We start from the raw sequence: 13,709 nt of genomic DNA, 5'->3' as shown, positions 1-13,709 counted from the left end.
GCGGCGCGCAAAAAGCGCGGGAGGAAATAATGGCTGGTCAGCAACCCAGAATGAAGGTCCTTTCCATATTCGGCACTCGTCCAGAAGCCATCAAGATGGCTCCGCTGGTCAGAGCACTGGCCGCAGAGCCGGGTATCGATTCAAGAATCTGCATCACCGGGCAGCATCAGAGCATGCTGCAACAGGTGCTGGACATGTTCGAACTCAAGGCCGATTACAGCCTCGACGTGATGCGCCCCGATCAGACGCTGAATTCTCTGACGGCAGCGCTTTACGCTGCTATCGATCCGATTCTGGACGAGATGAAACCAGACAAAGTGCTGGTTCACGGCGACACCACCTCAGCCATGGTCGCGGCAATGTCGGCATTTCACCGCCGAATTCCCATCGGTCATGTCGAGGCCGGATTGCGCACTGGCGACATCCGTCAGCCATGGCCTGAAGAGATGAACCGCCGCTGCATCGATCTGATTTCCGATCATCTGTTCGCACCGACCGCCGAGTCGCGTCGCAACGTGCTGGGCGAGCGCCTGCAGGGCATCTCGTTCGTGACCGGCAACACCGTGATCGACGCCTTGCACCTGACGGCTCAGCGCATCGACAGCAACCGCCAGTTACGCCACGCACTGGATCGCCAGTTCTCGTTTCTGGTGCCTGAGCGCAGGGTCCTGGTGGTCACTGGACATCGTCGCGAGAACTTCGGCGATGGCTTCCTGAACATCTGCAAGGCGCTGGGCGAACTCGCGCTGCGCGACGACATACAAATAGTCTATCCCGTGCACCTGAACCCCAATGTACTGGGGCCGGTGACCGAGCACCTGGGCAATTTGCCGAATGTGCACCTGATCAAACCACTGGACTACCTGTCGTTTGTGCGTCTGATGCAACGCGCCCACGTCATCCTTACTGACTCCGGGGGCGTGCAGGAAGAAGCGCCGTCGCTGGGCAAGCCAGTGTTGGTCATGCGTGACGTTACCGAGCGTCCGGAAGCCGTCGCCGCTGGCACTGTGCGTCTGGTGGGCACCGAGCCGGACGCCATCATTCGCGGCGTGAACGCGCTGTTCGACGATGATGCCCTATGGCAGAGAGCGTCCCATGCAGCCAACCCTTATGGCGACGGCAAGGCCAGCACACGCATCGTCGACGCCCTGATGGGCCGTCCGGTGGATGAATTTGTCGCCGAGCTGCCGCGTTATCGCTCCGACCCGGTGGATGTCCAGCTCGACACGCTGATCCAGCCTCAGCACCACCATACCCAGATGCGCTCGATGGCAAGTTAGCAAAAAACAAACGCGCAGGTAGCGCAAAAGAACACTAAACACATCCGCAGGAAGCAGTCCGCAAACGATACGGGCACCCGGTTCAGACCGGGTGCCCGAAAAACGTTGTAGCAGACCGGCAGCCTGTATCAAGACCCAATGGCCTTGAGCCTTTACCGAGATCTGCACGATGAAATCTTCCGTTGCCGTAAACATGGGCGCGCTGAATATCCTTGCCTGCGGGATGAGCCTGCTGGCCCTGATGCCTGCGTTCGCCCTGGCTGCCGACAGCCCGTTGACCCAGGCTATCAACCGAATCACCGCTGACAGTCGTCAGGAACGAGTGATCGAGCTGAGAGAACTGGGCATTGATCGCCCGATCATTCTCAATGCCACCGATGCACGTCGCGAGCTGTACCTCCCGGTGCCCGCTAATGTGCCGCTGACGGATGCAACGCTGAATTTTGACGCCAGCTATCTGAACGGCGAAGCAGGCCGCAACACGCTGCTGCTGTCGCTGGATGGTTATCCGGTGCGCGCACTGGGCCTCAACGAAGAACAGGGTAATGCCAGTGCAACCCTGGGCGTAGACAAGGCGGCCCGGGAAAGCGGCTCGGTGCGATTGGGCATTGCCTGGTCCTCTGTGATCTCGAAAGTGCTCTGCGAAGACGAGCGCGCCATCGGCAACGTATTACGCATCGATCCGCACACGCGTCTGACTTATAGCTACGACGCCAGTCAGTTGCAGGATGTGGGCGCGGCATGGAATGCGCTGCCCGGCAAGCCTGGACTGATGGTCGCACCCGGCACATTGTCGAGCGCCAGCTACGACGCCGCCTGGCGTATGGGTGTAGCGCTGGAGCGCATCGGTAAACAGGCGCGCATCCTGCCGTTTCCAGCGGTTCAGGACAGTGTCGACCTGGGCAACCTTAAGGTTCCGGCAGAACTCAAGCAGATTCCGGCGTTCGCCAGTCTCGACGGCAAGGGCCAGTACACGCTGCGCGATCCGGCGGAAATCGGTGCCTTGCTGATGCTTGGCCAGAGCCCGGCATTGCAGGCCGACCTGGCGATCAGCGATCCGCAGTTGCTCAAGGCAATCGACGACGCCCTGAATGCGCTTCAGGCCCAGGTGCAGGGTCTTGATGCAACCGCGGCCGCCGCACTGGGCCAGTGGCGCGAGCGTCATATCAGACAACCGCTCGCCAACAGCCCGGAAGACGTCAGTCTTGCCCTGCTCGGCAATCGCGCACTGTTGATGATCAAGCCCGAGTCAGCCGACAAGGCTATCGGCCTGTTCAGTTCGGCGTGGAACAAACTGGCGCGCAGTCGCCAGCTGACCATCGGCGAAGAAACCGCCATGCCGCTCAGCGAGGACGGTCGTGTCGCGTTGACGCGTCTGGGTGGCAAGCCCGGCACGGTGGATGTACTGGCGAAAACCGACTGGAGCGCCTCGTTCCCGCTGGGCAGCGTGGCCTATGACGGTCGCGTGCCGGTAACGGCGATGATTGATATCGCGGCGGCACCCGGCGCGTCGGGAACGCCACCGGTCGCCACGCTGTTTCTCAATGACTACCTGATCGGCGCAATGCAACTGACTGCCGACGGCAAGAAGGAACGCATCGAAGCAAGGATTCCGCAGTACGCACTGGCGGCGCAGAACACCTTGCGGGTGTCCTTCCAGCGTCAGCCGGTCAGTAACCAGTGTCTGGAGACGCCGCAGGCGTTCCCGATTTCGGTGCTGCCGACCAGCCACGTGGTACTGGACAAGGTTACTCCCGATGAAAACTTCTCGGGCATGGCCGCACGCTTCGCTGCGGACACTCAGATAATGGTTCCCAAGGGCTACCTTGAGCGCCCGGCCAGCAGCCTGCCGCAAGTCATCCGCATTGCCAGTGCTTCCGGTGTCTCGCCGTTGCGCGCTCAACTCAGCGTCAGCGATGACGCCAGTGTAGCGGTGACGCCCGCCAAAGCGTTTCTGGCCTTCGAACTGCCAGTCAAGGACGGCGCCGAGTCGGTCAAGGCCAGCAACGACGGTCATCTGCTGATCAATCACAAAGAACAGACGCTGCTCGACCTCAAATCCCTCAATCACCTGGCCTCGCTGCAAGTGATCGACGCAGGCGGCCAGCACGGCATGGTCTATCGCACACTCGGCGGCCAGGCACCGATTTTCGAGCGTCCGCTACTGCTGGAGCGCGGTAACGCCACCGTGCTTGCCGACAACGGCCCGATCGCCACCTTTGACGCCAAGGATCCGACCGGCAGCCAGATGATCGAGGACGAGGAAAGCACCGGCCTCGACGCCTGGCGCAAACCGTCGCTGCTGTGGCTGATTCCGGCTGGCATCGTACTCTTTCTCATCCTGTTGCTGGCTGGCCGTAGCGCCCGTCGCAATCGCTCGTAACGGGCCGCCGCAATGACGTCGCTCTATTGGCCTTACTGGCTGGCCCATTACTACAGCGTGCTGGAAGTCGCGACGATCGTTGTCGGGCTGATTATCCTGGTATCGAGCATCGACGACCTGTTCATCGACATCTGGTACTGGGCCAGGCGGCTGTACCGCAAGTTCACCGCCGAACGCCGCTACCGGCCACTGACTGCCGAGCAGTTGATGGCCCGCGACGAGCAGCCGCTGGCGATCATGGTCCCGGCCTGGCTGGAATATGACGTCATCGCGCCGATGATCGAAAACATGGTATCGACGCTCGATTACCAGAACTACGTGGTATTCGTCGGCACCTACATCAACGATCAGCGCACCATTGATGAAGTGGAGCGCATGCGCCGCCGTTACAAGCAGTTGCACCGCGTAGAAGTGCCGCACGCCGGCCCGACCTGCAAGGCCGACTGCCTGAACTGGGTCATCCAGGCGATTTTTCTGTACGAGAAAACCCACGCCGTACAGTTTGCCGGGACCATCCTGCACGACAGCGAAGATGTACTGCACCCGCTGGAGCTGCGCCTGTTCAATTACCTGCTGCCGCGCAAGGACATGATCCAGTTGCCGGTCGTGTCGCTGGAGCGAAACTGGTACGAATGGGTGGCCGGCACCTACATGGACGAATTTGCCGAATGGCACGGCAAGGACCTTGTCGTACGCGAAAGCATGACCGATACCGTGCCTTCGGCTGGCGTAGGCACCTGTTTCTCGCGGCGCGCACTGATGGTGCTGGCGGATGAAAACCAGAATCAGCCCTTCAATACCGAAAGCCTGACCGAAGACTACGATGTCGGCGCGCGGTTGGCGAAATACGGCATGCAGGCGATCTTTGTGCGCTTCCCGGTGCAGTTTCGGGTGCTGCGCAAATCCTGGTTCCGCAAGCCCTATGAGTCGACGCTGGAGATGCCCCTGTGTGTGCGCGAATTCTTCCCGGACACCTTCCGTACCGCCTTTCGCCAGAAAGCTCGCTGGACGTTGGGCATCGGTCTGCAAGGCTGGGAGCAAATGGGCTGGAGCGGTTCGCTGGCCAACCGCTATTTGTTGTTCCGGGATCGCAAAGGTGTGGTGACCTCGTTCGTCAGTATCCTCGCTTATGCGATTCTGATTCAGTTGCTGGCGCTGATCGTCCTGCGCTCCAGCGGGCTGTGGAACACCAGCTTTCCGACCCCGTTTGAAACCAGCGGCCTCATTCAGTATCTGCTGGTGGCTAACGGCATCGCGTTGCTGTGGCGAATTCTGCACCGCTGCTACTTCACCACGGTTCTCTACGGCTGGCAGCACGGCCTGCTGTCCATCCCGCGCATGGTGGTTGGCAACTTCGTCAACTTCATGGCTGCGGCACGCGCCTGGCGGATGTTTCTGGTGGGCAAGGTGCTCAACCGCAAGCTGGTCTGGGACAAGACCATGCACGACTTCCCGTCGACCGATCTGGTGGCTGCCGCACCACGACGCCTGGGCAGCGTACTGCTCTCCTGGCAGGCCATAAACGATGAAAAACTGCAGACCGCATTGACTGAACAGCAGACTCGCCAAGTGCCACTGGGCAGGATTCTGTTAAGTCATGGCTGGCTCGATGACGAGACCCTGGCTGAGGCCATTGCGTTTCAAAACGACCTGCCGCGGGTCTTCGACATCGCAGGCAAACGTTCGGCAACCAGTGTCCTGGCCGACGAGTTCTGCCTGCGCTGGCGCGTCGTACCGCTGCAGATGAATGCGCTGGGCCGCCAGGAAATTGCGGTCGCCAGCCCGCTACCGGATGAAGGCCTGCAGCAGATTACCGAACAGTTGGGGGCCGAGCCGGTGCAACTGATTGCGCGTGAAAGCGACATCGTCGCGCAGCTGCGTCAGCTCCAGGCGGTAGAAGGCCAGCCGTTGCCGGCCACTGCCCCGCTGCTGGGTGATCTGTTGATCGAGCAGGGTTTGCTGGACCGCGATGTATTCCAGAAAGCCATGCTCGGTTATCGCCCGCATGTGCATGGGCGGATCGGCGATTACCTGGTCGATATCGGCGTACTGCCCAGAGAAACCATCGAACAGGCGGTGGCACGCCAACACAACCATTACCGGTCTGACGATCATACGGAGCAGCCACTATGAAGCGTCCCTTCATCCTGTCGCTGCTGGTGAGCGGCCTGAGTCTTGTTTCGCCGCTCAATCAGGCAGAAACACTGCCTCTGCCGTTGACCGGTCCTGCGTATGCCATCGCCAACGAAGCCTACCTAGCGTACAACCGCAAGGACTACGACCTCGCTATCGCCAAGGCACGCGAGGCGTTGCGTCAGCGAGGCGATGCCGACCAGCTGCGCGATCTGATTGCGCTGGCCGAACGTGACAAATACCGTCGCGATCACCCTGCACGCTTCCCCAAGGCCCGCCCCAAGCCCGGTTATCTGGAAGGTAATCAGGCGCTGCGCGCGTATGCCAACCGCGACTACGACGGCTCGGCAAGCCATGCGCGCAAAGCCATTGCCCAGGCACCGAACAATCTCGATTACCGCATGATGCTGATCGAAGCGCTGCAACGTCAGCAGCGTCTGGACGAAGCGCAGGTGGCGATCAACGAGGCGGAGCAGGCACTCGGCGCACAGCCGGTGTTGACTCGTCGCCGTCAAGCGATTCAGGAGCAGGTAGCGGTCGACAAGGCGGCCACCGGCTATAAGGCACTGGCACGTGGCGACAACGAAACCGCGGTCAGCGAAGCCCGTGACGCTGTCCGCAGCTTCCCGAAACAAATGGCCTACCGCAAGCTGCTGGTCAGTGCGCTGATTGCTCAGGGGCAGTACGCCGAAGCGCGCTCTGCGGCAACTGAAGCACTCGCGCTGAATGGCAACGATGCCACGCTGCTCGTCCAGCGCGGGCAAATGCGTCAACGCCTGGGCGATCAGGACGGGGCCCGTCAGGATTTTTCCCAGGCCATGGCGGTTGGCAATCTGCCGCTGCGTGAACAGGCTTCTTTATATGCCGCCATGGGCCAGCCGAGCGAAGCGCTGCAACGTTTGCAGAAAGCTCGCGATGCGGGCGAACTGCAACCGGGCGATGAGGTGCAGATTGCCTACTTCCTCAGCCAGGCTGGCGATGATCGTGGCGCGCTGAACGAATTCAAGCGCGTCGACCGAAGCTCCGGACTCAAGCCGCGTGAAGTTCAGGACGCGGCCTACAGCGCCATGCGTACACCGGACGACGTGCAAGCCATCGCCTACTTCAAACGGGTACTCGACTACCAGCGGACCGGTGATTTGCAGATGCCGGCACAACAGGTGTTCGATACCCGGCGTGCTGTCTCCGACCTTTCCCGTGAATGGGGCTTGACCAACACCACAACCTATCGCGGTGCAAGCACCAGCAGTGGCAGCGGCCTGAACAGCGCGCCAAGCAGCAACACGGACAGTGTGCAGAACAGCACCGAGGTGTTCTGGCGACCATTCGGCTACCGCTATGCGCGCTTCGTCGAGCTTTACGGGCGCGTAACCGACACATTGTGGAGCAAGGACGGTGAGTCCGACACCGGCGCGGATGCCTTGCAGGGTGCGCTGGGCATCAGGGTCAAGCCGTTCACTGCGGTCAACGTCATCGGTGCCTTTGAACGCACCTTCCCTCTGGGCAACTCAAACGCCGATGGCGACTGGCTTGTGCGCCTTGGCTATGGCTCCAGCATCGGCACCGATTTGCGCGTCGATGTACCAAGCTGGTGGACCTCGCAGCTGTACGCTGAGGGCGGGCGTTATCTGCAGGACAAGCGCAACTATTTCAACAGTGAATGGCAGGTCGGACGCAGCTTTCGTCTGGACAGCATCAGCCCCAGGCTGGTGGTATTCCCACATGTCGTCGCCGCAGTGGACTACGATTCAAAGATGCGCAGTGAAGTCGACAGCCTGGGCCGCAGCAGTACGTCATCCGGCAACGCTGGCGGCATAGGGGTGGGTGCTGGCGTGCGCTACTGGTTCCGCGAGGACACGTACAAGGCCCCCCAGTCGTATGTCGATTTCTCGGTGCAGTATCGCGAGAAAGTATTTGGCGAAGACCGGGCAGAAGGCGTGTTCGCACGCATGACGTTCTCGTGGTAATCATCCCGAGTGACCCATCAGGGAGTAATGTTTGAAGGCTTTGGCCGCACTGCTGCGACAGCCAACGTTGATCAGGACCTCACTGGCCGCCGTGCTGGTGGGTGCTCTGACCCTGGCCTCCAGCGAGCTTTATCAGTTGATACAGCCCAAAGGGCCGGGAGTCGTCGGCATCGTCTGGCAACCCGATAACGCAACGGTGGGTATAAGTGGCAATTGGGACAGGCTCGGCGCACGGCAATTGCTCGTGCAGTGGACGGCGGTCGATGACCAGTCGTTCATACCGGGCACCCAGATGCCCCATGTGCCGGTGCTGCCGGACTGGGCGCGGATCGGCAAGGAGCCTTGGGCGCAAGAGGTGATTCTCGGGCTGGCCGGGTACTTCAGCGAAAACCGTTCACGGGACAATATCGAACAGTTGGCGCTGCTGTCGGCGCAACTGGCCAAGGTGAAAACGCCACTTAATGTAACCGGCTGGTATTTTCCGGCCGAGGTCGACCCCAGCTGGAGTCGCGCAAAGGAGTTACCCGCGCTGCTGGCGAAACTGCCCAGACCTTTGTGGATCAGCATCTACGATGGCGCCAACATCGGCCCGATTGCCACTGCGGACTGGCTGAAAACCTGGCTGCCGGACGATATCGGCGTGTTCTTTCAGGATGGCGTAGGTGTGTATGCCCGCACCGCTCCGGTGGCCCGAACCTATGCAGACGCCTTGCGCAACAGGCTGGGCAAGAATCGGGTCAGAATCATCGTCGAAGCGTTTCGCCCGCAAGTGGGCGGCGGTTTCCGCCCAGCGACGGCTGCCGAACTGAAGCCGCAGATCGCCGCCTTCGATGGCTATCCGCTGTACCTGTTCGACGGCCCGCATTATGTGACGCCCGACTTGATAGAAGCCCTGAACAAGTAGAAACAAGTGACGCTGGACGAAATTCCCGCGCGGGGCTACAAAGAGTCTTCGTACTGGATTTTGAGCCGCACGGAGTGGTCGATGACTCCACGTCAGCATTGCCTGTCCTGCCTGCAAAAAACGCCACCCCTGGTGTTTGAGGCCGCGCTATGGGTGTCGACCGAGCATGACGCGCACTTTGCGCGACATGAGGTGATGAGCGACATGGACCAGTTGCAGCGCCAGATAGGCGCTGCGCTACCTGTCCTGCCCACTCCCGAACTCGCGCAACCCCTGTTGCGACAACTCAATGCGCTGGGGTTCCAGCAGGATGACTGGAACCCGCCCAAGCCCGATTCAGCGCTCCTGCACAAGGTCGTGCAACAGCGCCGAGGCCAGCCGTTGGGGCTGGCGATGGTCGCTCTGGAGATTGCACGGCGGCTGGAGATTGCGCTGGAAGGGGTAAACTTTCCGGGTCACTTCCTGCTGCGCGTGCCGGGTGCCGATCATTTGCTCGACCCCTGCAGCGGGCGCAGACTTTACCCCAAAGACTGCCGCGAACTGCTGATAAGGCAATTCGGCCCGACCATGCAGTTGCGCGCCGAGCACATGACGCGTGCCACACCGACCAGCATGCTGCAGCGGCTGTCACGTAACCTGAGGCACCTGCATCAGATCAACGACGATTTTCTCGCTGCTCTCAAGGACGCAGACCGAATCGTCGAGCTGGGCCAGGCGACCAGCAGCGATCACCTGGCCCGTGCCAGCCTGTATAAATTCCTGGAATGCCCGCAGGCCGAACGTTTCGACCTGGAGCGCGCGCTGTTGCTCAGTGAAGATCCGCTGCAACGCTTTGAGCTTGCCCAGCGCCTTAGCCGGCTGCCGGCAAGTAACAGGTTTCATTGAACCGCGTACGCTCTTTCTGCGAATTGTTACCTGCCCGGTAAGGGTGCATATCCCCTGCGGGGATTTTTCAGCGCAACGAGGGCAGGTAACCTGCGCGCGTTGAATCGACGTGGATTTGCAAGCTCCCTTGATCCTGCGTTTTGTTTGGCCGCTGCCTGTACAGGTACAGCGGCCTTTTTTATTGCCTGGGCAACCTCACGCCTTGGCATTCGGTGATCGTTTGACCAGCCCCTTGTTTTCCATATCCTTGATCTTGCGCATGTCGTAACTGTCGCCCGATTCGGCGAATGCCTGAAGATTCTGCATGATATGGATCGTCTTTATGTAATCCGGCAATAATATCTTGGCGTAAGGATCTCCGCTCATTGCCTTTTCTTTCATTTCAATGATCCGATTGGCAAAAAACTCCAGCGCATTGATTTCCTTGGCTGGATCGACAAGTTTGCCTTTCTTGTCGAACTCATCACCGGTTCGGCTCATGAGTTCGGCGGTGTGATTGTCGATCATGCCGAACTTGTACAAGATCATTCCGGCCCTGTTGAGGTCCTTCGGGGTAATCTGTTCGGGATTGAAGCCCTTGAACAGCGGCTTCATTTTGCGTTTCTCCATTGCCAGCGAATTAAGCGCAATTGCGTTTTCACCCACTTCCTGCAAAACCTGAATGACCTGTGCGGCAGCCTTTTTTATCTTGAGTCTTGCCGGGGGCGCGGCGACAGTGACCGGTGGCAAGTCACCCCACATTGTTTTGGCCATGTGATACTCCTGATATGAATGTAGTCAAACTTCATATCGGAGCTGACGCTGCCTAATTAATAGGCATAAAGAAATCCATCCCGTGCCTACAGTGTCACAAGACCGTTCTTACAACAGAAAGCAAAAACCCTTATAAAAAATTAAGTAATTATAAGCCCCATTGGCCAGACAAACACTTTTCTCTCCGCTGTCCGTCGTCTATAAGAACCTGATTAATTAACGTACTTTTGCAGATTGGCCATCATTTCTTTCAACGCCTCGATATTATCAGCGGGGTGCGCGGCGTTATCGAAATCCCCAATTGTCTGCCACTGCGCGGCGACGTCCTCGGGGCTGAAACCTGTCTGCGGGTCGAAGCAGGCTCCCTGACTGCGCTGCCAGCGGACCTTGCCGATCCAGCCGCCGCCCACTTCAAACAGGTCGCCGCTGCCCAGACATTGTTCACTGCCCAGGTACACCACCAGCGGGCTGACCAGTTCAGGTTTGAGCAACTCGAACACATTGGCCGGTATCAGGCCTTCGGTCATGCGTGTGCCGCCCGTTGGCGCTATGGCGTTGACAAGAATCCGGTTCTTGCGACCTTCCAGCGCGAGGGTGCGCGTCAGCCCGTAAAGCCCGAGCTTGGCCGTTGCGTAATTGGACTGTCCGAAGTTGCCGTAGATGCCGGACGTCGATGACGTGAAGATCACCCGTCCATAGTTCTGCTCGCGCAGGTGCGGCCAGGCGGCATGGGTCACCTTGTAGGCACCCTCGACATGGACGCGATAAACGAGATCCCAGTCGGCATCCTCCATTTTGGCGAAGGTCTTGTCGCGCAGGATGCCAGCGTTGTTGACCAGTACATCGATACGACCGAAAGCATCGAGCGCGTGCTGCACTATCCGCTCGCCGTCGATCACCGAGTCATGGTTGGCTATCGCCGTGCCACCGGCCTCGCGTATCTCGGCCACGACACGATCGGCAGCCGACGCACTGGCCCCTTCGCCATGCGCCGAGCCGCCCAGATCGTTGACCACCACGCGCGCGCCATGTCTGGCAAACAGCAGCGCATGAGAGCATCCCAGCCCGCCACCGGCACCAGTCACAATCACGACTTTATCTTCGAAACGTACCGACTCGCTCATCGCAGGCTCCAGGCTTAAAGGAAACGTTGCGATGAGTGTCGTCCAGGCACCTGCCGGTCACAATCAATACTCGCTGTGCTGAATCATGCTTGATAAAGCAGCAGGATGATTTCAGCCCAGGTGCTTGATGAACGCTGCCAGCCAGGGCTCGGCGTCGGTTTCCGGGGTCACGCTTTCACTTCCGTCCAGCCGCAGCATGTCCTGCACTTCATTCACACCCAGTTCAGCGAACAATTCGCGCATCTGCTCGCCGCCGGCACAGAAGGTGTCACCGTAGCTGGCATCACCCAGCGCAATCACTCCTCCCGGCAAACCGCGCAACCTGGCAGGCAGAAGATCACGTAACTCAGAATGGAGCGGCACGAGGTTGTCAGGCAATTCGCCCATTCCCGTGGTCGACGTCACCGCAAGGATTGCCTCGGGCCCGAAGGCCAGCACGTCAGGCAACGTCAGCCGAGGGTTGACGAGTGTCTCGTGACCCGCGGCACGCAACAGTGCAGAGGCGTGTCTGGCAACTTCTTCGGCCGATCCGTAGACCGTTCCACACACGATGGCAACTTTCATGGCTATTCCTGCAGTAGCTTAAAAAAAGTGAAACATTATGCCTTAGAATGCCATCTGAATTTTCTACGGACCATTATGCCTTTGGCCTGCACGGAAACCGCATGGCAAAGTTGAAACATTAAAAGGGAACAATACGATGAGCGGTCAGAACAACTTGCGGAATCAATGGTCTTTGTTCTCAATAACCGGTCAGACCGAGTCATCCGCCAATGCAACCTGATTCACTCCTCACACAGGCTGAACTGGACTTCATCCAGAGCATGCAGCGCAATCCGAAGCTGAACGTACGCGACAGTACGCGCAGTCTGTTGGTCAATGGCGGGGTTCAGATTCAGGATCTGCTGACGCGTCTGGCCGCTCACGAGCAGGTGACGATCCATGCGCAGTTCGAAAACCAGCAGATGAATTTCCCTCTGCACCTGGTGGAGGACGAATTTCATGCACTGCACCTGGAGCTGGGCGCACCGAGTATTTTCGAGGAAGGCCCGAAGATTCGCCCGTGGCGACTCGTGCTGGAAGAGCCTATCCCGCTCGAAACAGAAAAAGGCGCATTGACGGCGCTCTGGGTACACGAGCTGTCGTTCAAGGGCGTGCTGCTTGAGTACCGCAAGGAAGGCAAGCTGCCGAGAAACTTTTCGGCCTGGTTCAACCCGCCAGGTCATGCGCCTATTCCGATGCGCGGCAAGCTGGAGCGAATGACCGAGCCCAATGTCGGTGCCTATCACTTCAGCAAGCACGGCAAGGACGACGCCGAGCGTTTGCGTCAGTACATTCTGCAGGAGCATCGTCGCAAGCATCCGTCCTTACACAAGTAATCCGCCGACGCAGCAAATCTCTACCGGTCGCGCAGCGTTTAAGGAATAATCCTTGCTTGCCTTTCAAGTGAAGCTGTCGCGACCCATCACCCCGGATCGCGGCATGTGACCTCCCTACCCGGGAATCTCACGCCTCTACCGGAGATACACAATGTCTACCTCCCCCGTCACCCTGATGGTTGCCCGCCGCGTGGCGCATGGTCGCTACCATGAAATGATGGCCTGGTTGCACGAAGGCGAACAGTTGGCCACGGATTTCCCGGGCTATCTGGGCTCTGGCGTGCTGGCTCCCCCGCCTGGCGATGATGAGTTTCAGATTATTTTCCGCTTCACCGATGAGCACACCATGCACGCCTGGGAGCATTCCGCCTCCCGACGCTCCTGGCTGGTGCGCGGCAGCGGTCTTTTTGCGCAACCTTCGGAACATCGCGTCAGCGGTATCGATGGCTGGTTTGGCGCAATCGATCAGCGCCCGCCCCGCTGGAAACAGGCCGTTGCGATCTGGCTGGCGTTTTTTCCGGTATCACTGATCTTCAACTTCCTGCTCGGTCCGCTGCTCAATCATCTGGACCTGCTGCCTCGTATCATGATCAGTACAGCGGTGCTCACCCCGCTGATGGTCTATCTGTTCATTCCCCTGTCCACGCGTCTGCTCGCGCCCTGGCTGCAAAGCGCACCAGCGACACCTGCACGCCCGACACAGTCGCCATCCCCTCGCTGATATCGAAAAGACCTGTACACGCCTGATACTCAGGTACAGGTCTTTGCAACCCCGACACACGCTCAATTCTCCATGACGCTTACGGACAGCGCTTGCTCACGCTGCCTCTACATGCGCTTGATATCACCCAGGGTTGTACAAAAAAATTCTCTGGTATAACTTTGCCTGTGAACCGGAAGA

11 protein-coding genes are annotated in these 13,709 nt (G+C 59.4%); 8 read left to right on the top strand and 3 right to left on the bottom strand.

All coding sequences use genetic code 11. The annotated features are described in order from the left end of the window. Positions 1-29 precede the first annotated feature (29 nt). The 6 genes from wecB (at position 30) to MME58_RS05075 (ending at position 9,552) form a co-directional block, all read left to right on the top strand. Positions 30-1,280: a non-hydrolyzing UDP-N-acetylglucosamine 2-epimerase gene (gene wecB, locus MME58_RS05100; RefSeq protein WP_054984415.1), complete on the top strand. Its 1,251-nt coding sequence runs from the start codon at positions 30-32 to the stop codon at positions 1,278-1,280. 169 nt (positions 1,281-1,449) lie between these two features. Continuing rightward, positions 1,450-3,663 carry a cellulose biosynthesis cyclic di-GMP-binding regulatory protein BcsB gene (locus tag MME58_RS05095; protein WP_054984416.1) on the top strand — a complete coding sequence of 738 codons (2,214 nt, stop codon included), beginning with the start codon at positions 1,450-1,452 and terminating at the stop codon, positions 3,661-3,663. A 12-nt stretch (positions 3,664-3,675) separates the two neighbouring features. Beyond that, the gene (locus tag MME58_RS05090; protein ID WP_055007270.1) at positions 3,676-5,796 is read left to right on the top strand and encodes a glycosyl transferase family protein; all 2,121 of its coding nucleotides are present in this window, start codon (positions 3,676-3,678) and stop codon (positions 5,794-5,796) included. Next, a complete protein-coding gene (locus tag MME58_RS05085) occupies positions 5,793-7,763 on the top strand; it encodes a bacteriophage N4 adsorption protein A (RefSeq protein ID WP_055007269.1) in 1,971 nt (656 codons plus the stop codon). Before MME58_RS05090 ends, MME58_RS05085 begins: the two co-directional genes overlap by 4 nt. A gap of 31 nt (positions 7,764-7,794) precedes the next feature. Beyond that, a complete protein-coding gene (locus tag MME58_RS05080; protein ID WP_055007268.1) occupies positions 7,795-8,667 on the top strand; it encodes an alpha-amylase family protein in 873 nt (290 codons plus the stop codon). 81 nt (positions 8,668-8,748) lie between these two features. After that, positions 8,749-9,552, top strand: coding sequence for a SirB1 family protein (locus tag MME58_RS05075; protein ID WP_054984420.1), 804 nt, complete (start codon positions 8,749-8,751; stop codon positions 9,550-9,552). A gap of 195 nt (positions 9,553-9,747) precedes the next feature. Here the strand turns inward: MME58_RS05075 and MME58_RS05070 are convergent, their stop codons facing one another. The 3 genes from MME58_RS05070 to MME58_RS05060 form a co-directional block, all read right to left on the bottom strand. Beyond that, positions 9,748-10,305: a hypothetical protein gene (locus tag MME58_RS05070; RefSeq protein WP_082427655.1), complete on the bottom strand. Its 558-nt coding sequence runs from the start codon at positions 10,303-10,305 to the stop codon at positions 9,748-9,750. Positions 10,306-10,517: 212 nt separating this feature from the next. Next, entirely contained in the window at positions 10,518-11,429 is a 912-nt protein-coding gene (locus MME58_RS05065; RefSeq protein ID WP_055007267.1) for an SDR family oxidoreductase, read from the bottom strand. A gap of 111 nt (positions 11,430-11,540) precedes the next feature. Beyond that, positions 11,541-11,993 (bottom strand): flavodoxin, encoded by a 453-nt coding sequence (locus MME58_RS05060; RefSeq protein WP_054984422.1) that lies wholly within the window; start codon positions 11,991-11,993, stop codon positions 11,541-11,543. Between the two features lie 209 nt (positions 11,994-12,202). On the opposite strand from MME58_RS05060, the gene MME58_RS05055 reads away from it, so the two are divergent. Continuing rightward, positions 12,203-12,808 (top strand): hypothetical protein, encoded by a 606-nt coding sequence (locus tag MME58_RS05055; protein WP_054984423.1) that lies wholly within the window; start codon positions 12,203-12,205, stop codon positions 12,806-12,808. A 151-nt stretch (positions 12,809-12,959) separates the two neighbouring features. Continuing rightward, positions 12,960-13,529: a putative antibiotic biosynthesis monooxygenase gene (locus MME58_RS05050; protein ID WP_054984424.1), complete on the top strand. Its 570-nt coding sequence runs from the start codon at positions 12,960-12,962 to the stop codon at positions 13,527-13,529. Positions 13,530-13,709: the final 180 nt, after the last annotated feature.

It is taken from the genome of Pseudomonas syringae pv. tagetis (genome assembly GCF_022557255.1).
Classification (GTDB): domain Bacteria; phylum Pseudomonadota; class Gammaproteobacteria; order Pseudomonadales; family Pseudomonadaceae; genus Aquipseudomonas; species Aquipseudomonas caricapapayae.
The sequence above is the reverse complement of the archived record's forward strand: the minus strand, read 5'-3'. Positions and strand labels throughout refer to the sequence as shown.

Excerpts from the sequence above, each read along its gene's own strand:
- wecB (WP_054984415.1), top strand. The coding sequence starts at position 30 with ATGGCTGGTCAGCAACCCAGAATGAAGGTCCTTTCCATATTCGGCACT.
- MME58_RS05095 (WP_054984416.1), top strand. The coding sequence starts at position 1,450 with ATGAAATCTTCCGTTGCCGTAAACATGGGCGCGCTGAATATCCTTGCC.
- MME58_RS05090 (WP_055007270.1), top strand. The coding sequence starts at position 3,676 with ATGACGTCGCTCTATTGGCCTTACTGGCTGGCCCATTACTACAGCGTG.
- MME58_RS05085 (WP_055007269.1), top strand. The coding sequence starts at position 5,793 with ATGAAGCGTCCCTTCATCCTGTCGCTGCTGGTGAGCGGCCTGAGTCTT.
- MME58_RS05075 (WP_054984420.1), top strand. The coding sequence starts at position 8,749 with ATGACTCCACGTCAGCATTGCCTGTCCTGCCTGCAAAAAACGCCACCC.
- MME58_RS05070 (WP_082427655.1), bottom strand. The coding sequence starts at position 10,305 with ATGGCCAAAACAATGTGGGGTGACTTGCCACCGGTCACTGTCGCCGCG.
- MME58_RS05065 (WP_055007267.1), bottom strand. The coding sequence starts at position 11,429 with ATGAGCGAGTCGGTACGTTTCGAAGATAAAGTCGTGATTGTGACTGGT.
- MME58_RS05060 (WP_054984422.1), bottom strand. The coding sequence starts at position 11,993 with ATGAAAGTTGCCATCGTGTGTGGAACGGTCTACGGATCGGCCGAAGAA.
- MME58_RS05055 (WP_054984423.1), top strand. The coding sequence starts at position 12,203 with ATGCAACCTGATTCACTCCTCACACAGGCTGAACTGGACTTCATCCAG.
- MME58_RS05050 (WP_054984424.1), top strand. The coding sequence starts at position 12,960 with ATGTCTACCTCCCCCGTCACCCTGATGGTTGCCCGCCGCGTGGCGCAT.